General features: G+C 72.5%; 19 protein-coding genes. 9 read left to right on the forward strand and 10 right to left on the reverse strand.

Annotated elements, in window-relative coordinates:
• Positions 1-4 precede the first annotated feature (4 nt).
• The 9 genes from mraY to QNA09_RS13075 all read right to left on the reverse strand — a co-directional run bounded on the left by mraY (position 5) and on the right by QNA09_RS13075 (position 10,466).
• A complete protein-coding gene (gene mraY, locus QNA09_RS13035) occupies positions 5-1,087 on the reverse strand; it encodes a phospho-N-acetylmuramoyl-pentapeptide-transferase (protein ID WP_003934158.1) in 1,083 nt (360 codons plus the stop codon).
• Complete coding sequence (gene murF, locus QNA09_RS13040) at positions 1,084-2,610, reverse strand: UDP-N-acetylmuramoyl-tripeptide--D-alanyl-D-alanine ligase (RefSeq protein WP_010594386.1); 1,527 nt, start codon at positions 2,608-2,610, stop codon at positions 1,084-1,086. The genes mraY and murF overlap by 4 nt, the downstream gene beginning before the upstream one ends.
• A complete protein-coding gene (locus QNA09_RS13045) occupies positions 2,607-4,193 on the reverse strand; it encodes a UDP-N-acetylmuramoyl-L-alanyl-D-glutamate--2,6-diaminopimelate ligase (RefSeq protein ID WP_228287195.1) in 1,587 nt (528 codons plus the stop codon). The genes murF and QNA09_RS13045 overlap by 4 nt, the downstream gene beginning before the upstream one ends.
• Before the next feature lie 228 nt (positions 4,194-4,421).
• Positions 4,422-6,269, reverse strand: coding sequence for a penicillin-binding protein 2 (locus QNA09_RS13050; protein WP_010594384.1), 1,848 nt, complete (start codon positions 6,267-6,269; stop codon positions 4,422-4,424).
• A gap of 62 nt (positions 6,270-6,331) precedes the next feature.
• Positions 6,332-7,105, reverse strand: a complete 774-nt coding sequence (locus QNA09_RS13055; protein ID WP_272912169.1) for a hypothetical protein — start codon at positions 7,103-7,105, stop codon at positions 6,332-6,334.
• Positions 7,102-8,118: a 16S rRNA (cytosine(1402)-N(4))-methyltransferase RsmH gene (gene rsmH, locus QNA09_RS13060; protein ID WP_010594382.1), complete on the reverse strand. Its 1,017-nt coding sequence runs from the start codon at positions 8,116-8,118 to the stop codon at positions 7,102-7,104. The genes QNA09_RS13055 and rsmH overlap by 4 nt, the downstream gene beginning before the upstream one ends.
• Before the next feature lie 251 nt (positions 8,119-8,369).
• Positions 8,370-8,801: a division/cell wall cluster transcriptional repressor MraZ gene (mraZ, locus tag QNA09_RS13065; RefSeq protein WP_010594381.1), complete on the reverse strand. Its 432-nt coding sequence runs from the start codon at positions 8,799-8,801 to the stop codon at positions 8,370-8,372.
• A 469-nt stretch (positions 8,802-9,270) separates the two neighbouring features.
• Positions 9,271-9,687, reverse strand: coding sequence for a DUF3040 domain-containing protein (locus QNA09_RS13070; RefSeq protein WP_010594380.1), 417 nt, complete (start codon positions 9,685-9,687; stop codon positions 9,271-9,273).
• Between the two features lie 218 nt (positions 9,688-9,905).
• A complete protein-coding gene (locus QNA09_RS13075) occupies positions 9,906-10,466 on the reverse strand; it encodes an SAV_6107 family HEPN domain-containing protein (RefSeq protein ID WP_072786379.1) in 561 nt (186 codons plus the stop codon).
• A gap of 175 nt (positions 10,467-10,641) precedes the next feature.
• Here QNA09_RS13075 and QNA09_RS13080 point away from each other — a divergent pair, with 175 nt between their 5' ends.
• From QNA09_RS13080 to QNA09_RS13100, 5 genes are read left to right on the forward strand one after another with little or no spacing between them, the layout of a single operon-like run.
• Positions 10,642-11,241 carry an N-acetyltransferase gene (locus tag QNA09_RS13080; protein WP_010594378.1) on the forward strand — a complete coding sequence of 200 codons (600 nt, stop codon included), beginning with the start codon at positions 10,642-10,644 and terminating at the stop codon, positions 11,239-11,241.
• A gap of 10 nt (positions 11,242-11,251) precedes the next feature.
• Positions 11,252-12,841, forward strand: coding sequence for an NAD(P)/FAD-dependent oxidoreductase (locus QNA09_RS13085; protein ID WP_048771139.1), 1,590 nt, complete (start codon positions 11,252-11,254; stop codon positions 12,839-12,841).
• Complete coding sequence (locus QNA09_RS13090; RefSeq protein WP_010594376.1) at positions 12,838-13,644, forward strand: carotenoid biosynthesis protein; 807 nt, start codon at positions 12,838-12,840, stop codon at positions 13,642-13,644. The genes QNA09_RS13085 and QNA09_RS13090 overlap by 4 nt, the downstream gene beginning before the upstream one ends.
• Before the next feature lie 31 nt (positions 13,645-13,675).
• Positions 13,676-14,377, forward strand: coding sequence for a DUF3153 domain-containing protein (locus QNA09_RS13095; protein ID WP_010594375.1), 702 nt, complete (start codon positions 13,676-13,678; stop codon positions 14,375-14,377).
• A 3-nt stretch (positions 14,378-14,380) separates the two neighbouring features.
• The gene (locus QNA09_RS13100; RefSeq protein WP_140188663.1) at positions 14,381-15,514 is read left to right on the forward strand and encodes a glycosyltransferase family 2 protein; all 1,134 of its coding nucleotides are present in this window, start codon (positions 14,381-14,383) and stop codon (positions 15,512-15,514) included.
• Positions 15,515-15,566: 52 nt separating this feature from the next.
• Here QNA09_RS13100 and metF read toward each other — a convergent pair whose 3' ends face one another.
• Positions 15,567-16,535, reverse strand: a complete 969-nt coding sequence (gene metF, locus QNA09_RS13105; protein WP_172603580.1) for a methylenetetrahydrofolate reductase [NAD(P)H] — start codon at positions 16,533-16,535, stop codon at positions 15,567-15,569.
• Positions 16,536-16,742: 207 nt separating this feature from the next.
• On the opposite strand from metF, the gene QNA09_RS13110 reads away from it, so the two are divergent.
• The 4 genes from QNA09_RS13110 (at position 16,743) to QNA09_RS13125 (ending at position 22,013) form a co-directional block, all read left to right on the forward strand.
• A complete protein-coding gene (locus tag QNA09_RS13110) occupies positions 16,743-17,789 on the forward strand; it encodes a polyprenyl synthetase family protein (RefSeq protein ID WP_040272706.1) in 1,047 nt (348 codons plus the stop codon).
• Entirely contained in the window at positions 17,789-19,321 is a 1,533-nt protein-coding gene (crtI, locus tag QNA09_RS13115; protein WP_017681753.1) for a phytoene desaturase family protein, read from the forward strand. Before QNA09_RS13110 ends, crtI begins: the two co-directional genes overlap by 1 nt.
• 116 nt (positions 19,322-19,437) lie before the next feature.
• Positions 19,438-21,108, forward strand: a complete 1,671-nt coding sequence (locus QNA09_RS13120) for an alpha-(1->6)-mannopyranosyltransferase A (protein ID WP_191902638.1) — start codon at positions 19,438-19,440, stop codon at positions 21,106-21,108.
• Positions 21,105-22,013 carry a phytoene/squalene synthase family protein gene (locus QNA09_RS13125; RefSeq protein ID WP_010594368.1) on the forward strand — a complete coding sequence of 303 codons (909 nt, stop codon included), beginning with the start codon at positions 21,105-21,107 and terminating at the stop codon, positions 22,011-22,013. Before QNA09_RS13120 ends, QNA09_RS13125 begins: the two co-directional genes overlap by 4 nt.
• The last annotated feature ends 2 nt before the right edge of the window (positions 22,014-22,015 follow it).

A 22,015-nucleotide genomic window follows, 5' to 3' on the forward strand; every position in this document is an offset into this window, starting at 1 on the left:
GGTGTCAGTCCCCGATCGCCGCTAGGTATTCGCTGTAGAACAGGGCCATGCCGATGGCCGAGGCGATGGCCGCGAGCAACCAGAACCGGATGATCACCGTCGTCTCGGCCCAGCCGCCGAGTTCGAAGTGGTGATGGAACGGCGCCATCCGGAACACGCGACGCCGGCTGGACCGGAACACCGCAACCTGAATGACCACGGACGCCGCCTCGGCGACGAACAGGGCACCGATGACGACCATCAGCAGCTCGGTGCGCGTCGTGACGGACAGACCCGCGAGCATGCCGCCGAGGGCGAGCGAGCCGGTGTCCCCCATGAAGATCTTCGCGGGGGCGGCGTTCCACCACAGGAAACCGATGCACGCGGCGGCGCCGGCGGCGCACAGCAACGCCAGGTCGAGCGGGTCCCGTACGTCGTAGCAGCCCTTGCCGGGGTCGGCGACGCACGAGTTGCGGTACTGCCAGAACGTGATGATCACGTAGGCGCCGAGTACCAGGCTCATCGATCCCGCGGCGAGGCCGTCGAGGCCGTCGGTGAGGTTGACGGCATTGGACCACGCGCTCACGAGCAGGTACACGAAGAGGATGAACACCACCGCACCCATCGAGACCGTGGCGATGTCGCGCACGTAGGACAGGTGGGTGCTGCCGGGGGTGAGCCCGTCGCCGTTGCGGAACTGCAGGGCGAGGATGCCGAAGGCGACGGCGGCGACGAGCTGGCCGACCAGTTTGGCGGTCTTGTTCAGGCCCAGGTTGCGCTGCTTGCGGATCTTGATGAAGTCGTCGAGGAAGCCGACGCCGCCGAGCGCGGTGGTCAGACCCAGCACGAGCAGGCCCGAGGCCGACGGTCCCTCCGCGCCCTCGTAGGCCAGGCCGATGGCGTGCGCGCCGAAGTAGCCGGCCCACAGGCCGGCGAGGATCGCCACGCCGCCCATCGTCGGGGTGCCGCGCTTGGACTGATGGCTCTGCGGTCCCTCGACGCGGATCTCCTGGCCGAATCCCTGCCGCGAGAACGCCTTGATCAGCACCGGCGTCAGCAGGATCGACACCGCCAGTGCGATTCCCGCGGCGAAGAGGATCTGTCTCACCGTGCGGCCTCCGTTTCCGTTCCTGCCGTGCCCACCGATCCTGCGAGGATCGCCTCCGCCACCGTCCACAGCCGGACGGACTGCGAGGCCTTGACCAGCACCAGGTCGCCGGGCTGCAGTTCGCGCTCGAGGAGCGCGATCGCCGCGTCGGCGTCGGGGACGTGGGTCGCCTCGTCGCCCCAGGATCCTTCCATCACCGCACCCTGGTAGAGACCGCGGACCGGACGCGTCGCGCCGACCGCGACGATGCGGGTGACGTCCAGGCGCACCGCGAGCCGGCCGATCGCGTCGTGCTCGACGACCGACTCGTCCCCGAGTTCACCCATCTCCCCCAGCACCGCCCAGGTCCGGCGCGGGCTCTCGCCCGCGCGCGCCATCGTCACCAGCGCCTTGAGCGCCGCGCGCATCGAATCGGGGTTCGCGTTGTAGGCGTCGTCGACGACGGTGACGCCGTCGGCGCGGGTGCGCACGTCCATGCGGTGCGCCGACACCGCGCCGGCGCCGCCGAGCGCGGTCGCGACCTGCTCGAGGGTGGCGCCGCACTCGAGGGCGACGGCCGCGGCCGCGAGGGCGTTGCCGATGTGGTGCTCGCCGTGCACCGCGAGGGTGACTGCGGCGCGGCGCTCGGTGTCGCCGTCGCGCACGACCAGGGTGAACGTGGGCCGGGCGTGCTCGTCGAGGTGGACGTCGGTCGCCCGGACGTGCGCGGCCGGGTCGCTGCCGACGAACACGACGCGGGCACGGGTGCGGGGCGCCATCGCGGCGACCAGCGGATCGTCGGCGTTGAGGATCGCCACGCCGCCCTCCGCGGCGGGCGGCAGGGCTTCGACGAGCTCGCCCTTCGTCCGCGCGATGACCTCCCGGGAACCGAATTCCCCCAGGTGGGCGGTGCCGACGTTGAGTACCGCCCCGATCCGTGGCGGGGCGACGGTAGCGAGGGCCGCGATGTGCCCGGGTCCGCGCGCCGACATCTCCAGGACCAGGAACCGGGTGTCGGGGGTCGCGCGCAGCGCCGTCCACGGATGTCCGAGTTCGTTGTTGAAGGAGCCGGGCGGTGCGACGACGGGACCGAGCGGCGCGAGCACCGCCGCGAGCAGGTCCTTCGTGGAGGTCTTGCCGGCGGAGCCGGTGACGCCGACGACGGTCAGTCCGGCCGCGGTGAGTTCGTCGACCGCGGCGCGGGCGAGGGCACCCAGCGCGGCGAGCACCGCGGCGCCGGAACCGTCGGCGTCGTGCTCGAAAGCCAGCGAGTTGGTCTCGACCGGCGGCACCGGCGGCACCACGACGGCGGGCACACCCACCGGCCGGGCGGCGAGCACCGCGGCGGCACCGGCGGCGATCGCCTCGGCGGCGTGATCGTGCCCGTCGGAACGGGCTCCCGGCAGGGCGAGGAACAGCCCGTGCGGGGTGACCTTGCGGGAGTCGAACTCGACGGTGCCCGTCACCTCGACGGCCGGGTCGTCGACGTCGTGCAGTGTCCCGCCGACCACCTCCGCGATGCGGGCGAGTGTCATCGGGATCATCGGGTGCCTCCGTACTGCTCGCTACCTGCGCCGGTGAACCGGTCGATGGCCGCGGCGAGCACCTCGCGGTCGTCGAAGGGGTGCTTGACCCCGTGGATCTCCTGACCGGTCTCGTGGCCCTTGCCGGCCACGAGGACGATGTCGCCCGGACGTGCCCAGCGCACGGCCGCTTCGATGGCAGCCGCCCGGTCGCCGATCTCGCGGACCTGTCCCCGCTGGTGGTCGGGGACGGCGCGGGCACCGGCGAGCACCGCGGCCCGGATGACCTCCGGGTCCTCGGTGCGGGGGTTGTCGTCGGTGACGACGAGCAGGTCCGCTCCCCGGGCTCCGACCTCACCCATCAGGGGCCGCTTGCCGTGGTCCCGGTCGCCGCCGGCGCCGACGACGACGGCGAGGCGGCCACCGCCCGCCCGCCCGCGCAGCGTCGCGACGACGGCCTCGAGCGCAGCAGGCTTGTGCGCGTAGTCGACGACGGCGAGGAATCCCTGACCGCGGTCGACCCGCTCGACGCGCCCGGGCACGTCGACGTCGGCGATGCCCGCGGCCGCGGCGTCGACGTCGACCCCGGCGGCCGCGCACACCGCGACGGCGAGGGCGGCGTTGGCGACGTTGAAGTGGCCGGGCAGGCGCACCGCAACGCGCCGCTCGGCGGCGTCGGGGCCGGTGAGGGTGAACGTCTGGGAGCCGGACGGATCGGTGCGCACCGCCGTCGCGGTCCAGTCGGCCGCGCCGGTGGTGGCGACGGTGCGCACGGCGTCGGGCTCGGCGGGGTGGGCGGCCCGGGCGATCTCCGCCATCCGCACGCCCCACTCGTCGTCGACGCACACGACGGCGCGGTGCGCCCGTACGGGCGAGTCCGCCGCGAACAACCGGGCCTTCGCGCCGAAGTAGTCGTCGAGGTCACGATGGAAGTCGAGGTGGTCCTGGGACAGGTTCGTGAAGGCACCGACCGCGAAGCGGACCCCGGCGACCCGGCCGAGGGACAGGGCGTGGCTCGAGACCTCCATCACCACGGTGTCGATGCCCTGCTCGCGCATGGCCGCGAACAGGGCGTGCAGTTGCGGAGCCTCGGGGGTGGTGAGCGCGCTGGGTACGCGCCGGCCGGCGAGCCGGGTCTCGATGGTGCCCACCAGGCCGGTCACCCGCCCGGCCGCGGCGAGTCCCGCCTCGACCAGATAGGAGCTGGTGGTCTTGCCGGAGGTGCCGGTGATCCCGACGACCTGGATGTGCTGCGACGGTTCGCCGTAGACGGCGGCGGAGACGATGCCGAGGACCGACCGCGGATCCGGATGGATCAGCACCGGCACGGGACGGGTGACGACGGCGGCGAGGCGTTCGCAGCCGGCGGCGTCGGTGAGGACGGCGACGGCGCCGCGCTCCAGCGCCTCCGCCGCGTACTCGGCGCCGTGCGCGCGGGCGCCCGGCAGGGCGGCGAACAGGTCACCGGGCCGCACCCCCTGGGCGCGGAGGTCGACCCCGGTCACGGACACGTCGGCGACGGGAGTCGTGGCGGCCGCGACGCCCGGTTCGACGGTGCCGACGGTCGCGTCCACGGCGGCAGCAAGGTCGCGGAGTGGCGTCACCGGTGGATGCTCGGGTCTCAGGCCGCCTCCCGGCGGGGACGGGTCCGGACTCGACGGCACAGGCACCAGGCTCCTCTCGCTCCGCGGCAGTGTCTCTGCCGTTCTTCGTACTCCCGCGGCCGCCATGTGCCCGGGCTCGACCGCGGTGTCACGGTACCGACGTGTCAGGTTACCGACGGGTGGCGGCGGCGCCGACAGGTGCTCGGCGATCGACCGCACCCGCGCGGCTCAGTCCACCTGCAGGATCAGTTTGCTGCCCGGGTCGGCCGACAGCGGCACGCCCTCGCGCTGCAGCAACCACGAGGCGATCGTGTGGAACAGCGGTGCGGCGGACTGGCCGCCACTGCCGTCGGCGCTGCGGGTGGGCGCATCGAGCATGATGCCGATCACGTAGCGGGGACGGTCGGCGGGCGCGATCCCGGCGAAGGTGATCCAGTAGTTCGAGTTCGAGTAGCACTTGCAGGCCGGGTCGACCTGCTGGGCGGTGCCGGTCTTGCCCGAGACCTGGTAGCCCTCGATCGCGGCCGGGGTACCGGTGCCGCGCTGATTGCCGGTGTCGTCCTGCACCACGGCTCGGAACATGTCGCGCACCGTGGCGGCGGTCTGCGGGCTGACCACCCGCACCGGCTCCGGCCGGGGTGTTTCGGTGCGGGTGCCGTCCGGGGCCACGACGGCGCGGACGACGCGCGGCGGGATCCGCTCGCCGTCGTTGGCGACGGCCTGGTAGATCCCGGCCATCTGCAGCAGCGTCATGGACAGACCCTGCCCGATCGGCAGGTTGGCGAACGTGCCACCGGACCACTGCTCGCGACTGGGCACGCTGCCGGCGGACTCGCCGGGCAGGCCCACGTCGGTGCGCTGCCCGAGGCCGAACAGGTCGAGCATCTGCGCGAACCGGTCCTCACCGACCCGTTCGGCGAGCATCAGAGTCCCGACGTTGGAGGATTTTCCGAACACACCGGTCGTGGTGTAGGGCACGACGCCGTGGTCCCATGCGTCCTTGACGGTGACGCCGGCCATCCGGATCGTGCCGGGCACCTGCAGCACCTCGTCCGGGGTGGTGAGCCCGTCCTCGATCGCGGCGGCGGCGGTGACGATCTTGTTCACCGATCCCGGTTCGAAGGGGGTGCTGACGGCGGGGTTGCCGAGTTCGGCGTCCTTCGGGTTGTTGCCGACCCCGATCGAGGGGTCGAACGTACCGTCGTTGGCCATGGCGACGACCTCGCCGGTCCGGGCGTCGAGCACGACGGCGGAGGCGTTCTTCGCCCCGGACAGGTCCTTGGCCCGCTGAACCTGCTGCTGCACGTAGTACTGGATGTCGGAATCGATGGTCAGCTCCACCGCGGAGCCGTCGACGGCGGGCTGCTGATCGCGCCAGCTGCCGGGGATCACCGCGCCGTCGGAGCCCCGATCGTACGTCGACGAACCATCGGTGCCGGCGAGCACGGAGTCCATGGCGTCCTCGAGGCCGAGGAGGCCGTGCCCGTCCCAGCCGGTCGCACCGACGAGATTGGCGGCGAGCGCACCGCCGGGATACAGCCGGATGTCCTGACGCTCGAGACCCACCCGGTCGTATTCGTCGACGATCGCGGTGGCAACCGCCGGGTCGACGCCTCGCGCCAGATAGACGAACGTCTCGTCGCTGCGCAGCTTGTCGAGGATCGCGTCCTCGGGAGCGGCCGCGCCCAGCGCCTCGTGGATCGCGGCGGCGACGCCTTCCAGATACGCGTCGGTCTCGGGCTGGGTCGGGTCCTCGGCCCGCGCCTCGTCGAGTTCCCGCCGCACCCGCACGGGCTGGAACGTCAGCGCCTTGGCCTCCATCGTGTAGGCCAGCGGATTGCCGTTCCGGTCGGCGATGGTGCCGCGGGTGGCGGGCTCGACGAGCCGCGTCGTGCGCTGGCTGGCCGATTCGGCGGTCAACTGCGGAGCCTGGACGACCTGCACCCACAGCAGTTGTGCGGCCGCGACCCCGAGCGCCAGGAACATCACCGCGCGGCCGTACCGGTAGCGGAACCGGAACCCGGTGGTGTCGGCCCCGCCGGAGACCCGGCGGGAGCGGGCCCGCCGGACGGGCATCGGCCGGCGGGAGGGGGCGGGGCGGCCGCGGACCGGCCGGGAAGACGGTGGGGTCCCTCGCCTCACCGGCGCCCGTCCTCGGCTTGCGTCGCAGGGGTCACGGGCACCAATTGTTCCGGCTGACCGGGTGCGGCCCCGGCATTGCCGGGCGACGGCGTGGCGGACTCGGGTGCCGGGGCAGACTCGGCGGACGGCGGAGTGAGCGGGGATGTCGTCGCGGTGGGAGCCTCACCGCCGGCAGCACCGGAGGGCGCGGCGGACCGATCGGCGCCGGCCGACGGGGTCACCGGTCGCGGGTTCTCGCTGCCCGCGCTGCCCGCGAGGGGTGGAAGCTGCGCCCGGTTCCGGTCATCGGGGGACGGCGGGTTCAGCGGCGCGGCCGGAGCCCCCTCGGCGGGTGCGGGCGTTCCCACCACCCGTACCCCGCCGTCGTCCCCGACGACGAGCCGGGCGACCTCACCGGTGGGGATCATGCCGAGCTTCGCGGCCTGCATCGCCAGCACCGGCGCCGAGTTGCCGGCCTGGACGTCGCGCTGCAGGACGGCGCGCTCCTGGACGAGGCGCTGGTTGTAGTCGCGCGCGGCGCTGAGCTGGTAGGAGTCCTCCGCGGCGCGCGTGGTCAACAGGAGGGTCACGGCCATGCCGATCCCGAGGAGAGCGATGATGGTGGCCACGAACGGAATTCGCGCCGCCACACGACCGCTGCGGCGGGCCCGGGCGGGGGTCGTCGACTCCGCGGCCAGATGTGCCGTACGCCGACTGCGCCGCTGATAGGCGCGCTGGGCGGCCGTCGATCGCGCCGGACGGCGGGCAGGTGCTGCCACCTGTACGGTCATCGGTACCTCCTGGCGATTCGTTCCGCGGCACGCAGGCGCACCGGCGCCGAACGCGGGTTTGCCTCGATCTCCTGCTCCGTCGCCCGTTCCGCGCCGCGGGTAAGCACCCGCAGCTCGGGCTCGGTACCCGGAAGTTCCACCGGGAGGCCCTCGGGGCTCTTCGACTTCGTCAGCGGCGTGAGGATCTGCTTGACCACACGATCCTCGAGGGACTGGTACGACATGAACACCACCCGTCCCCCGACGGCGAGCGCATCCAGGGCGTCCGGGATCGCGGCCCGCAGCGAGTCGAGTTCGCCGTTGACCTCGACGCGCAGCGCCTGGAACGTGCGCTTGGCGGGATGCCCGCCGGTTCGGCGGGACGCGGCCGGGATGGTCCGGTAGAGCAACTCCACCAGCTCCCCGCTCGTGCGCAGCGGCGCCTTCGCCCGCTGGCGCACGATCTCCGAGGCGATCTTCCCGGCGAACCGCTCCTCCCCGTAGGTGCTGAGGATGCGGGCGAGGTCGCCGTGGCTGTAGGTGTTGAGGACGTCGGCCGCGGTCATCCCCGTGGTGGGGTCCATGCGCATGTCCAGCGGGGCGTCGCGGGAGTAGGCGAAGCCCCGCTCGGTCTCGTCGAGCTGCATCGAGGACACGCCGAGGTCGAACAGGATCGCATGGACGGATCCGACCCGATCCAGTCCGCAGGAGGCGAGGGCGTCGGCGATGCCGTCGTAACGGGTGTGCACGAACTGCGTGCGGTCGGCGTACGGTGCGAGCCGCCGGCGGGCGACGGCGAGGGCGTCGGGGTCGCGATCGAGTCCGATCAGGTGCGCCCCCGGGTAGGTGCGCAGGAAGTGCTCGGAGTGTCCGCCGAGACCGAGGGTGGCGTCCACGTAGATCGCGCCCGCACCGGCGGCTTCGAGGGCGGGGCCGAGCAACTCGTCGGCGCGGTCGAGCAGAACGGGGACATGACCGAAGCTCTCCGGACTCGCGGCCTCCGGAATCGCCGCCGCGTCCTGCCCCTCCGCCATTCTTCCTCCGGTTGTCCTGCTCGGTTCGTGGGCGATCGGATCGTGGCTTCGGTGGGGGTCGCGGCGGGGTCCGGAGACGACCGCGGCGAATGCATCGAGGTCTCTGTCCGAACTGGAAACCTGGCGTTGGGGAAGTACGTCAGGGTTCCGTTTCACGAACCTGGCACTGGGGAAGTGTGTCAGGGTCGCTGTCGGGCAGAGGCCTCGCGGCACTCGCCGCGGTGGCACTACGGTCGTTGCTGCGGTTCCGGTCACAGAATGTCGTGCAGGGCCTCGTCTCTCGCTTCGGAAAATTCTTCCTCGTGCTCGGCGAGGTACTGCTCCCACGCCGCCGCGTCCCAGATCTCCAGATGTTTGACGGCACCGATCACGACGCAGTCCTTCGTGAGTCCCGCGTACTTGCGGTGGGCCGCGGACAGGGTGATCCGGCCCTGCGCATCGGGACGTTGCTCGTCGGTTCCCGCCGCCAGGCTCCGAAGGAACGCGCGGGCCTGCGGATTACTCCGCGAGGCCGCGGCGGCACGCTCGGCCAGGGCGGCGAACTCGTCGCGCGGGAAGACGGAAAGGCTGTGGTCCTGACCCTTCGTGATCATCAGCCCTCCCGCCAGTTCGTCTCGGTACTTCGCGGGCAGCGTGAGCCGCCCCTTGTCGTCCAGCTTGGGCGTGTGGGTACCGAGGAACACTCGACACCCCCCGCCACGCCCCGGCCGGACCCTGTCCTTCGCTCGACGGAGGAACCCCTCCGCCGCGACCCACACTACCCCACTTTCCCCCACGTTCAACCGCTTACGCGCCCACGCGCGGCGCCGTTTTCCGACCGTCCGCAGTTCACGGCGGGTGGGGCGGAGTGGGTGACGACGACGAGGCCGGTGCCGCCGCGCCGCGGGAGACTCGGGCCCGCCGCGAGACGACGGACTCGGGCCCGGGAGAACACCCTGGTCGCCTCGGCCTCGACGGCCGCTCACCGGAGCCGGGCGCCGCAGTGGGGCGCGGTGGGGCACGGCGGCGAGGGGGCGGTGGGGAGAGGTGGGGGACGACGGTCGGGCGCGGTGGGGGCGGCGGGCCGCCCGCCGCCGCGCCGGGAGAAGCCGAACGGCGCGCCCCGGTTACCGGGACGCGCCGTTCATGGGAACTCGCGTGAAGTACTGCGCGCTACTCCTGCTCGAAACGCCGACGGAAGCGGTCCTCCATCCTCTTGCTGAACCCTCCGCCGGACTTGCGGCCGCCGCGGGATCTACCTTCCGCGGGACCGCGACCTGATCCGCGGGGACCGTCGCCGACGCCTGGACCGCGCTTGCCTCCGAGGAGGAGCAGGACCCCCGCGCCGAACATGACGATGAATCCGACGAGACTGATGATCGGGAACCCGCCCGGCTTCACCGGGAGGGCGACGCCCGCGATCAGCAACGCCAAACCCAGTGCGAACAACGCGCCGGCCTGGAGCCGACGCCGACTGGACGCCATCCCCATCCGGCTTCCCCGGACGGTAGAGGCGAACTTGGGATCCTCAGCATAGAGCGCGCTCTCGATCTGTTCGAGCATGCGCTGCTCGTGCTCGGAGAGTGGCACGGTACCTCCCCCGGCACTAAACGGTGGCCGCCGGATCTGCGGTCCAGATCGACGGGGGGCCGACTTTGACGGCCGCCTGGCTCAATAATACGAGTACATCCCGGCGGGGACCACCAACTGCGGATTCGAGTTCGATCACGGTTCCGAAGGACCTGCATACGAGAGGCCGACGGACCCGGCCCGGGCCGGCGAACGACCCGGGCCGCGTCGCGCATCGATCATGCGCTGCGGCGGCCGGCTCCGGAGCCGGGTTCTGCGCCCCCCGAGCGGTCGTCGGCGCCGGTCAGGTAGTCCTCGACCTCGTGGAGGAAACGGCCCACCTCGTCGTAGAAGCGGCTCGCCTCGTCGGCAGGTACGGAGCGGGTGACCCCCGCCTCGATCGCCGCGCGCGTGTCGGAACGATCGGCGAAGAAGTCGGCCCAGACCGCGAATCCCGGCTCCGCGCGCGCCATGAGCACCCACGCGTTGCGAGTGCGGGGCCGACGCGCCGGCCGGTGGACCGCCCGCAGTTCGGCCCCCGCGAGTACGGCCCCGGCCCCGCGCAGCGCGGCGAGATACGCCAGATGGAACCGCTCGGACGGCTCCGGGGTGCCGGCGGCGGCCGACAGCAACTCGTCCGCGCGGTCGAGCAGGGTTGCCGCGCGCGAGGACACCGGGCGGGCGGCGCAGTCCGGACGGCCGACGGCCCGCGGACCGGTAGCACCCGACGGTGTGGCAGCCGACGGTGTGGCAGCCGACGGTGTGGCAGCGGACTGTGTGGTTCGTGCCGCGGTCATCATTCCGAACACCTCCCTGCACCCCGCCGGGCACCGGCCGGGTCACGGCCCCGACGATCCGGTGATGTTCGCTTCCCTCGAACATCACCGGATCCCCGGTATCGAACATCCGTTCGACGTATTCAATATAGCTGCACCTACCGACACGCAGTCAAGGGAAGGCGGTCCAGTCCCCGTCATGAGTACGGATGCGACCCCGCGGGGCGCGGCACCGATCGTCGTCGATCTCTCCGCCGCCGAGTTCCGCGCGCGACTGCCCGAGGTGCTGCCCATCTACGTGGCCGCCATGCGATACCCGCGCGGCACCGAGTACCACCGCGCGCCCATGTGGTCCGAACACTCCGCCCGCCCGGGATGGAAGGCCGTCGCGGCGGCTCTGCCGGAGGAGCCGTCGACGCTCGTCGCGATCGCCTACGGCTATTGCGGGTCACCACACCAGTGGTGGAACCAGCAGGTGCGGACCGGGATGCGCCACGCCGGCTACCCCCCGGAGACGATCGACGCCGTCCTCGGCGACTACTTCGAACTGACCGAGCTGCACGTGCGGCCGGACGCCCAGGGTCACCGTATCGGCGAGGCGCTCCTGCGCCGGCTGCTGAGCGACCGTCCCGAGCGCACGGTGCTGCTGTCGACTCCCGAGGCACCCGGCGAGGACAACAGGGCCTGGCGGTTGTACCGGCGATTCGGGTTCCGCGACGTCGTCCGCCACTTCCGGTTCACCGGGGACGCCCGTCCCTTCGCCGTCCTGGGCCGGGACCTTCCGCTCGAAGGTCCGTAGCGTGGACAGGGTGATCGACGCGGTCGTAGTGGGTTCCGGGCACAACGCCCTGGTGAGCGCGTGCTACCTCGCCCGCGCGGGCCGGTCCGTGGAGGTGCTCGAGCGGGACACCGTACTCGGCGGCGCCGTGTCGACTGTGGAACGCTTCCCGGGGCACGCGGTCGACCGCGGTTCGTCGGCGCACGTCATGATCCGGCACACCGGCATCGTCGAGGAACTCGATCTGCCCGCGCACGGCCTGCACTATGTCGACTGCGACCCGTGGGCGTTCGCTCCCGCCCCGGCGGGCAGCGACCGCCCGGGGATCGTCTTCCATCGCGATCTCGACCGCACGTGCCGATCCGTCGAGGCCGCGTGCGGTCCACGCGAGGCCGACGCCTACCGCCGCTTCGTGACGGTGTGGGGTCCGCGCAGCGCCCGCGTGATGCGCTCGTTCTCGGCGCCGCCGACCGGCCGGCACCTGCTCTCGTCCTTCTGGGGTCTCGACACCGGCAGCGGCGGTAGCGACCTCTCCCGCCAGTTCCTCGGCACCGGCGACGCCCTCCTCGACGAGTACTTCGACGACGAACCGCTCAAAGCCGCCCTCGCCTGGTTCGGCGCCCAGTCCGGGCCCCCGATGTCCGAGCCCGGCACCGCACCCATGGTCGGCGTCGCGGCGTTGATGCACACCCTGCCGCCCGGCCGGGCGATCGGCGGGAGCGGCGCGCTGACGCAGGCCCTGGCCGCCCGTCTCGGGTCCGACGGTGGCGTCGTCGCGCTCGGCGACGCCGTCACCGAGATCCGCCGCGCCGGGGACGGCTGGGCGGTCCGCACCGATTCCGGACGGGTCGTCACCGCGCGCGCCGTGATCGCCGGTTGTCACGTGCTGACCACGTTCGATCTGCTCGAACGCGGCGGATTCGACCGCGCCCGCCTCGACGCGTGGCGGCGACGGATCCGCGTCGGTCCGGGTATCGGCATGGTGGTACGCCTGGCGACCGACGCGCTGCCCCGGTATCCGAGCGGTCCCGCCGATGCCGCCGAGACCGTGCGCGGTCTGCAGCTGCTCGTCGAGGACCGGGCCCGGCTCCGCCTCGCGCACGGCGCCGCCCTGGCGGGGGAACTGCCGCCGCGACCGGCCGTGCTGGCCATGAGTTTCACGGCGCTCGATCCGTCGATCGCCCCGCCCGGCGAACACCAGGTGACCCTGTGGTCGCAGTGGCACCCGTACCGGCTCTCCGGCGGCCGGCAGTGGTCCGCGCTGGCCGAGTCGGAGACGGATCGGATCGTCGCCGAGATGGAGCGGTTCGCGCCCGGCTTCGCCGGCTCCGTCCGGCACCGGCACATCCAGACGCCGCACGAGATCGAACGCGAACTGGGCCTGCTCGGCGGCAATGTCATGCACGTGGAGATGTCGCTGGACCAGATGTTCATGTGGCGGCCGCTGCCGGAGCTGTCCGGGCACCGGGTCCCGGGCGCCGACGGGGTCTATCTGACCGGCGCGTCCACCCACCCCGGGGGCGGGGTCTCCGGCGCGAGCGGACGCGCTGCCGCGCAGCGCGCGCTCGCCGATTCCGCGGGTGGCCCGGTGCGCCGTGCGCTGGGGCGGTGGCGTCGATGAACCGGCTTCCCGTCGTTCTCGCCGGCGGTGCCATCGCCGCGCAGATCGCCTACCCGCTGACCTCCGGCCAGGCCCGCGACCTCGTCACCGTCGCCGTGGTCACCCTCCTCGCGGCCGCCGGGCTCGCGCACGCGGCGACGCGACGCGGCCCGGTCTGGACCGCCGGATTCTTCGCGATCACGGCAGGTGTCGGCTTCGCCTCCGAGGTGGTGGGCACGGCGACCGGGTACCCGTACGGCTGCTACGCATACGCCGTCGACCGGCTCGGTCCCGCGCTGTTCGACGTGCCCCTCGTGGTGCCGCTCGCCTGGACGGCGGGGATGTACCCGGTCTGGTACGTGGCCTCGCTGCTCGCCGGGCGCGGCGGGATCTCGCGGCCGGACGGGAACCGCGAGCGGGTGACCCGCATCGCACTCACCACGGTGGGGATGGTCGGCTGGGACCTGTACCTCGATCCGCAGATGGTCTCCGACGGTCAGTGGAGCTGGTGCAACGGCGGCGGCCTGCCCGGTCTCGAGCAGATCCCGCTCACCAACTACCTCGGCTGGATCGTCGTCGCCACGCTGATGGCCGTGGGATTGGATCTGCTCGACCGGACCGGACCGGTGCAGCCGGGCACCGACACCGTCCCACTGGTGCTGTTCCTGTGGACGTGGCTCGGGTCCGCGCTCGCCCACAGCGTCTTCCTGGGCGTACCCGAGCTGAAGTACTCGGCTCTCTACGGGGCGGCGGTCATGAGTACGCTCGGCGTCCCGCTGCTGTGGTCCCTGCGGCGACGCGCCGGGGTAGGGGCTCGCGTCTGACACGTCCCCCCGCTCCTGGCACGATGTCGCTGTGCAGCCGCCCACCTCGCCCCGCTCCCGCCGCCGGTCCCTCGCGGCGGCGGCGCTCCTGCTCCTGCTCGTCCCTGTCCTCGCCGGGTGCCTGCGGGTGCAGGCGACGATGGGGGTCTCGGCCGACGACCGTGTCTCCGGGCAGATCGTGGCCGCGACGATCCCCGCCGACGAGAACGACAAGGGACCGCAACTGACGGCTCCCGACTCGCTCGCCGGCAAGGTCCGCGTGCAGGAGTACGACCAGGACGGGTACGTCGGTAGTCAGGTGTTCTTCAGTGATCTGAGCTTCGGGGACGTGCAACAGCTGGGGTCGATGTCGGACCAGACCTCGGGCACCTTCCAGCTCGCGCTGCAGCGCGCCGGCGACCTGGTGAGCGTCAACGGCAAGGTCGACCTCGAGTCGGTACCCGTCCAGGGCACCGACGTGCAGATCACGATCGCGTTCCCGGCCCGGGTCGCGACGACCAACGGCAACCGTGACTCCGATTCGATCGTCACGTGGAAGCTGCCGGCCGGGGAGGTGAGCACGTTGCGCGCCGAGGTCCGCTACGCCGATCCGAACACCAGGGGATTCGCCGGCTGGGCAGGCATCGTCGCCGGTGTCACGACGGGTGTCGCGGCGATCATCGGAGCGCTCGCCTGGATGAACCGCAACCCCGCTCCCCCGCGGCGAGCTCGCGACGACGCGACGGCGTCGTAGGCGATGCGGGCGCTGGTCGGCGTCGTCCGTGCCGGGGCCGTCGCCGCGACACTGGGAGCCGCCGTGGCTGTCGCCAATCGCCTCACCCTGCCCAGGCTCGCCCCCGGCGCTGTCGTCGACGAACCGGTGACGGTGATCGTCCCCGCCCGCAACGAAGCCCGTCGCCTGCCCCCGCTCGTCGCGGATCTGCGCGCCCAGCGCGGTCTGCGCCGGCTGCGGGTGGTGATCTTCGACGACGACTCGGTCGACGGCACGACCGAGGCGGCCCGGCTCGCGGCCGGGGACGATCCCCGCGTCACGGTGATCCGCTCGACCGCGCCACCACCCCCCGGGTGGACGGGCAAGGCCGCGGCGTGCGCACGTGCCTACGCGGCCACCGATCCGTCCGGCGTGGTCGCCTTCGTCGACGCGGACGTGCGGTTGGCCCCGGGTGCAGTGGCGGCCGCGGTGACCGTGCTGCGCGACCGCCGGGCCCACCTGCTCACCCCGTGGCCCTTCCAGCAGGCCGGGTCCGCCGCCGAACGCCTCGTACAGCCGCTGCTGTTCTGGTCCTGGTTCGCGACGCTGCCGATCGCGGTGTCCCACCGCTCGAACCGACCGTCGATGGCGGTCTCGTGTGGTCAGTTCCTGGTGTTCGACGCGTCGGCGTACGCCGTCGTGGGCGGACACGTCGCCGTCGCGGCCAGCCCCACCGAGGACCTCGACCTCGCCCGGGCTCTGCGCCGGTCCGGACGGCGCACCATGGTGGCCGCGGCCGGCAACCTCGCGTCCTGCCGGATGTACGAGGGCGCAGCGCCGCTGCGCGCCGGATACACGCGTTGGCTGTGGTCGGCATTCGGTTCCCCCGCCGGGTCCGCGGCGGTGCTCGTCGCTGCCGCGGTGACCTACGTGCTGCCGCCCGTGGCGGTTGTTCTCGGTCCCGGACCGGCCCGGCGCTGGGGGGTCGTGGGCACCGCCGCGGCGATCGTGTCCCGGACCGTGGCCCGGGCGACCGAACGCGGCAGCCCCGACCGGTCCGACGTGGCGGCCGGCTGCACCCACCCGTTCGGGGTGTGCGCGTTCGCGGCGCTGGCGATCGACTCGCTCCGTGCGCGACGCACCGGCCGGCTCGGCTGGAAGGACAGGCCCCTGCCCTGAGTGCCCCTGCCCTGAGTGCCCCTGCCCTGAGTGCCCCGCTCCGAGCGTCCGGTCAGACCGCCGTGGGCACCGCGATGCCGAGACGGGCGAGCACTTCGCGGGTGGCCCGCGCGAAGTTCAGGGTGATGAAGTGCAGGCAGGGCGCGCCCTCGGCGATGAGCCGCTCCGCCATCTCGGTGGCGACGTCGATGCCCACTTCCCGCACGGCGGCACGGTCCTCCTCCGGGCCGTTCCCGGCGGCCCGGACGAGGCGCTCTTCGAGGGTGGCCGGCAGCTTCGACCCGGACAGCTCGAGGCTGCGCCGCGCCGTGCGCAATGACGTGATCGGCATGATCTCCGGGATGATCGGTTTGGCTCCCTGCTCCGGATCGTAGGCCACGACCCGGTCCCGCAGTCGCAGGTAGTCCTCGACGTCGAAGAACATCTGGGTGATCGAGTACTCGGCGCCCGCGCGCAGCTTGTGGACGAGATATCGCGTGTCGTGCTCGAGGTCCGGGGAGCGGTGGTGCGCCTCGGGGAACGACGCCACCCCCACATGGAAGTCACCGAGGTCGCGGACCAAACGGACGAGTTCCTCCGCGTACTCGAGCCCCTGCGGATGCCGGGTCCATTCACCCAGCGGATTGCCCGGCGGGTCACCTCGCAACGCGAGGATGTTGGTGATACCGCGATCGGCGTAGGCACCGACCATGGCGCGCAGTTCGTCGATGCTGTGCCCGACGGCGGTCAGGTGCGCGACCGGCAGGAGCGTGGTTTCCTGCGCCAGCTGGCCGGTGACCCGCACGGTGCGGTCCCGGGTGGAACCACCCGCTCCGTACGTCATCGACACGAAGGCCGGGCCGAGGCGTTCGAACTCGCGCACGGCGCGCCACAGGCGCGCCTCCGCGTCGGCGTCGCGCGGCGGGGAGAACTCCACCGAGAACGGGATGCGTGCGCCGCGGGGCGCACGGAGACGGTCCACCACCGACGGCGTACGGGATTCTCCACCGCCGACCGGCCCGCTGTCGGAATCGAATGTCACCCGACCAGCATAGGGGCACGTCGGAGCGGGCCGAACCGGGGCAAGCCCCCCGGCCGCCGGATAGGCTGGGCGCGGGTGGACTCGGCGCGTTTCGTCGCGCGATCGGGCCGCACCCGCCGTCGCCCGACGGGCCGCTCCACACACGACCAGGAGGACGCCCTGTTCACCGGATCCGAACCCGTGCCCACCGCCTTGTTCCCCGATCTCGTGGAGGGCGCCCTGCGCGACTTCTTCGTCTCGCGGATCGATCTCGTCGAGCCGATCGGCGGCGGCTATCCCGAGGCCGTGACGGCACTCGAGTCCTTCGTGCTGCGCGGCGGCAAGCGGGTGCGTCCGGCGTTCGCGTGGAACGGCTGGATCGGCGCCGGCGGCGATCCGTCCGGTCTCGACGCACCCGCCGTGCTGCGGGCCTGTTCGGCACTCGAACTGGTACAGGCCTGCGCCCTGGTCCACGACGACATCATCGATGCGTCCACCACCCGCCGTGGCTTCCCGACCGTGCACGTCGAATTCGCCGAGCAGCACCGCGCATCGGGCTGGCGGGGCCGGCCCGAGCAGTTCGGTACCGCCGTGGCCATCCTCCTCGGTGACCTCGCTCTGGCCTGGGCCGACGACATGGTCCGGGAGGCCGGATTGGATTCGGCCACGACCGCGCGGATCGCACCGGTGTGGTCGGCGATGCGCACCGAGGTCCTCGGCGGGCAGTTCCTCGACATCGCGGGCGAGGTGTCCGCCGACGAGTCCGTGCCCGCTGCGATGCGTGTCAACCGGTTCAAGACCGCCGCGTACACGATCGAGCGGCCCTTGCATCTCGGCGCCGCGCTCGCCGGCGCCGACGACGCGCTGATCACCGCCTACCGGGAGTTCGGCACCGATATCGGGCTCGCCTTCCAGCTTCGCGACGACCTGCTCGGCGTGTTCGGGGATCCGGAGGTCACGGGCAAGCCGTCCGGTGACGACCTGCGGTCGGGCAAGCGGACGGTGTTGTACGCGCTGGCCCTGGAATCCGCCGACGCCCGGGATCCCGAGGCCGCCCGGCTGCTGCGCGAGAGTATCGGTTCGGACCTGTCCGACGCGGACGTCGAGAGGTTGCGGACGGTCATCACCGAGCTCGGAGCCGTGGACCGGGTGGAGCGGCGCATCGCCGCGCTCACCGACGCCGCGCTGGCGACGCTCGACGGCTCGGGCGCGACGGACGAGGGCAAGGCCCGCCTGCGGGCGGCGGCGCTCGACGCGACGCGGCGGGCCGCCTGATGCGCACCGTGACGGGCGCCGAGCGCGTGGTCGTCGTCGGCGCCGGCCTGGCCGGGCTCTCGACGGCGCTGTACCTGCTCGGCGCCGGCCGCAAGGTGACCGTCCTCGAACGCGAGGCGACCGTCGGCGGCCGGGTGGGGGTGCACACCGGACCCGGTTACGAGATCGACAACGGCGCCACCGTGCTCACCATGCCGGAACTCATCGCCGACGCCTTGGCGGCGGTCGGCGCCGACTTCGAGTCCGTCACCCCGGCGGTACGGCTGCGCCGGCTCGCCCCGGCGTACCACGCCCGGTTCGCCGACGGCACGACCCTCGACGTGCACACCGATCCGGACGCGATGGTCGCCGAGATCACCCGGGTGTGCGGGGCCGAGGAGGCGCAACGCTACCTTCGGCTGCGCTCCTGGCTCGCGGAGATCTTCGACGCCGAGTTCGACCGGTTCATGGCCGGGAACTTCGACTCCCCCCTCGACCTGGTCGCCTCCCCCGCGGCGGTGCGGGACCTGGCGACGCTGCTCCGGCTGGGAGGGTTCGGCCGGCTCGGGGCCCAGGTGAACCGCCGGATCACCGACCCGCGGTTGCGCCGCGTGTTCACTTTCCAGGCGCTGTACGCGGGCGTCGCACCCGCCCGGGCCCTGGCGGTGTACGGCGCCATCGCCCACATGGACACCTCCCTCGGCGTGTATGCGGTGGAGGGTGGCATGCGGGTGCTGGCCCGCGCGATGGCCGACGCGATCGTCGCTGCCGGCGGGGACCTGCGCCTCGGCACCGAGGTCACGGGTCTCGACTTCGACGGCCGCACGGCTACCGCCGTGCGCACCGCCTCGGGGGAACGCGTGCTGTGCGATGCCGTGGTGCTGAGCCCGGACCTGCCGGTCGTGGACAGGCTGCTGCCGCCACGTCGGCGGCGCCGCGTGCTCGCGTCACCGTCGGCCGTGGTGCTGCACGGGAGCGTGCCGTCCGCCGTTGCCGCGCGTTGGCCTGCGACCCACCACCACACCATCGACTTCGGGGCGTCGTGGGAGGAGACGTTCGCCGAGATCAGCGCGGGACGCGGCCGCGGCCGGCTCATGAGCGACCCGTCGCTGCTGATCACCCGGCCGGCGTTGAGCGACCCGGGTCAGGGCTTCGTCCGCGACGGCGTCCGGCACGAGCCGTTGTCGGTGCTCGCGCCGTGCCCCAACCTGGACAGCGCCCCGTACGACTGGTCCGCTCTGGCCGACCCGTACGCCGCCGAACTGCTGACCGTCCTCGGCCGGCGCGGATACGACGGCGTCGCCGACGAGTTCCGCATCGACCACATCGACACCCCGGCCACCTGGCAGGCCCGGGGCATGCTGGAAGGCAGCCCGTTCTCCGGGGCGCACGTCTTCCGGCAGACCGGCCCGTTCCGGCGGCGGAACCTGGATCCGCGCCATCCCAACGTCGTGCTCGCGGGCTCCGGGACCGTGCCGGGGGTCGGCGTGCCGACGGTCGTGCTGTCGGGCCGGCTCGCGGCCGAGCGGCTCGGGGTCCGCACCTCGCGGTGAGTGGTGGACCGCGGACGGTGGCGGCTGAACTAAACTGTCACCTCGTTCACCTGTCCGCCCGCGCCGCGCCCGGGCCCCGCACCGTCCACGACTTCCCGGGGGAGGAACTCGCAACCATGTCGTCCCCTGCCCCTTCCGACGCTGCTCCACAGCATCCGTCCGGACCGCAGCGTCCCCCGGAACAGCAGCGTCCCCCGGAACAGCAGCGTCCCCCGGAACAGCAGCGTCCCCCGGAACAGCAGCGCCCGCCGGAACAGCAGCCTGCCGCCTCGCGGCCCGCGCGGAGCGGACCGGGCGACTTCCTGCGGAGCCCGGCCGGCAATGCGGGCCTCCTGGGCGCCCTCGGCGCCGCCTTCGTCACGTTCGGCGGCTTCGGGGCGGGCAGCGTCCGGCGGCAGGACCCGCTGCTCGAAGAGCTGTACCTGTCCTGGTTGCGGTTCGGGCACGGCCTGCTGCTCTCGACGATCCTGATCTGGGCCGGCGTCCTGCTGATGATCGCGGCCTGGGTACGGCTGGGCCGGAGCACACTCTCCGGGCACGTGACCCTGCGCGAACTGTGGACGGTGCTGCCGATGTGGGTGGCGCCGCTGTTGGTGGCGCCGCCGATGTTCAGCCGCGACGCCTACTCCTACCTCGCCCAGGGGGCGATGCTGCGCGACGGCTTCGACCCGTACCTCGACGGTCCGGTCGTCAACCCGGGTGTGCTGCTCGACAACGTGAGCAACGTGTGGAAGACGACCACCACCCCGTACGGTCCGGTGCATCTGCTGCTCGGCGCGGGCATCACGTCGCTGACCGGCGACGATGTCGTCACCGGTACCTGGTTGCTGCGGCTGACGATGCTGCCGGGGCTGGTGCTCACCGCGTGGGCCGTGCCGAAGCTCGCACGCCGGCTCGGCGGCAACCCCCGCATCGCCCTGTGGCTTGCGGTGCTCAACCCCCTGATCCTGATCCACCTCATCGGCGGTGTGCACAACGAGATGCTGATGGTCGGGTTCATGATCGCCGGCATCGTGCTCGTCCTCGAGGGCCGACACGTCGGCGGCATCGCCCTCGTGTCCGTCGGCGCCGCGGTCAAGGCATCGGCGGGAATCGCGCTGCCCTTCCTGGTGTGGATCTGGATTCTGCACGAGCGGGACCGGGCGCGGGCGCAGGGCCGCGAACCGGCATCGCCGATCGTGCTGTTCGGGAAGACCGCAGGCGCGGGGTTGCTGGTGTTCGCGGCCGTGTTCGGGGCGGCCTCGGCGCTCGCAGGAGTCGGCATCGGCTGGCTGACGGCCTTGTCCGGCTCGTCGAAGATCATCAACTGGCTGTCGCTGCCGACGATCATGGCGCACGCGGTCACGTGGTTCACGCCGTGGCAGCTGGGCTCGATCCTGGATGTCACCCGCATGCTCTGCGCCGTCGCGTTGCTGGTGATCATGGTGGTGACGTGGTGGCGGTTCCGGCGCACCGAGCGCGATGCGGTGCTCGGCATCGTGATCACGCTGACCGCGATCACGATGCTCTCGCCGGCCGCCCTGCCGTGGTACTACTCGTGGCCGCTCGCGGTGGCCGCGGGCTTCGCCCTGTCGACGACCACATTGGCGGTGCTCGTGGGCCTGTCGACCTGGCTGATGCTGATCTTCAACCCCGACGGCTCGATCGGCATGTACAACCTCGCCCATGTGCTCCTGGCTGTGGTCGCCTCGGTGATCGCCACCGCGTCGCTGCGTACCGTCGACCCGTTGCGGCTGCGCGCGCGACGGGAACCGCCCGTCCCCACCGTCCGCCCGGATCCGAGGTGACCGTGCCCGAGACCGACGCAGGATTCCGCTATTGCGAGGAACTGGCGGCCACACACGGCCGGACGTACTATCTCGCCACTCGTCTCCTGCCCCGGCCGCGGCGGTCGGCGGTCCACGCCCTCTACGGCTTCGCTCGTCTCGTCGACGACATCGTCGACGTGACCGCCGTCGACGACCCGGCCGCCGCTGCCCTGCAGGTGACCGAAACGGAGCGCCGGCTGCACGCCGCGCTCGCGGGCGACCCCGGACCGGCGGACGCGACCGGTCTGGTGGTCGGGGCGCTGGCCGAGACCATCCGGCGTTACGACCTGCCTCTGGAGTACTTCGAGGCGTTCGTCCGGTCGATGCGGATGGACATTCCCGGCACCCCCGAGTTCCGCCCGCGCTACGACGACATGCCGCAGCTGCGGGAGTACATGTACGGTTCGGCGGCGGTCATCGGGCTGCAGCTGCTGCCCGTGTTCGAGGTGGCCGACATCGACGCGGCTGCACCCTACGCCGCGGCGCTCGGAGAAGCCTTCCAGCTCACGAACTTCATCCGGGACGTGGGCGAGGACCTCGACCGGGGACGTACCTACCTGCCGGCCGACACGTGGGCCGCCTTCGGGGTCGATGTCGCGCTGCTCGAGCACGGTCGGCGGACCGGCGGGACCCCGGATCCGCGGGTGCGCCGGGCACTGGCCCACTTCGTGGCGCTCACGCGCGCGGAGTACCGGCGCGCCGAGCCCGGTCTGGCGCTGCTGCCGGACCGGATCCGGCCCGGCATCCGCACCGCCTTCGCGTTGTACGGCGGAATCCTCGACGAGGTCGAGCGCAGCGGTTACCGCGTCCTGGACGAGCGCGCCGTGGTCCCCGGCCGGCGCCGTGCGCGGGTTGCGCTGACCCAGCTGGCCCGCCTGCGCTGAAC

This window comes from Rhodococcus sp. AH-ZY2 (assembly GCF_030916465.1).
Taxonomy (GTDB): Bacteria; Actinomycetota; Actinomycetes; order Mycobacteriales; family Mycobacteriaceae; genus Rhodococcus; species Rhodococcus ruber.

What these genes read in the sequence shown, in the direction of transcription:
- murF (WP_010594386.1), bottom strand. Translation starts at nt 2,610, where the DNA reads ATGATCCCGATGACACTCGCCCGCATCGCGGAGGTGGTCGGCGGGACA.
- QNA09_RS13050 (WP_010594384.1), bottom strand. Translation starts at nt 6,269, where the DNA reads ATGCCCGTCCGGCGGGCCCGCTCCCGCCGGGTCTCCGGCGGGGCCGAC.
- QNA09_RS13055 (WP_272912169.1), bottom strand. Translation starts at nt 7,105, where the DNA reads ATGACCGTACAGGTGGCAGCACCTGCCCGCCGTCCGGCGCGATCGACG.
- rsmH (WP_010594382.1), bottom strand. Translation starts at nt 8,118, where the DNA reads ATGGCGGAGGGGCAGGACGCGGCGGCGATTCCGGAGGCCGCGAGTCCG.
- QNA09_RS13075 (WP_072786379.1), bottom strand. Translation starts at nt 10,466, where the DNA reads ATGATGACCGCGGCACGAACCACACAGTCCGCTGCCACACCGTCGGCT.
- QNA09_RS13080 (WP_010594378.1), top strand. Translation starts at nt 10,642, where the DNA reads ATGAGTACGGATGCGACCCCGCGGGGCGCGGCACCGATCGTCGTCGAT.
- QNA09_RS13090 (WP_010594376.1), top strand. Translation starts at nt 12,838, where the DNA reads ATGAACCGGCTTCCCGTCGTTCTCGCCGGCGGTGCCATCGCCGCGCAG.
- QNA09_RS13100 (WP_140188663.1), top strand. Translation starts at nt 14,381, where the DNA reads ATGCGGGCGCTGGTCGGCGTCGTCCGTGCCGGGGCCGTCGCCGCGACA.
- crtI (WP_017681753.1), top strand. Translation starts at nt 17,789, where the DNA reads ATGCGCACCGTGACGGGCGCCGAGCGCGTGGTCGTCGTCGGCGCCGGC.
- QNA09_RS13120 (WP_191902638.1), top strand. Translation starts at nt 19,438, where the DNA reads ATGTCGTCCCCTGCCCCTTCCGACGCTGCTCCACAGCATCCGTCCGGA.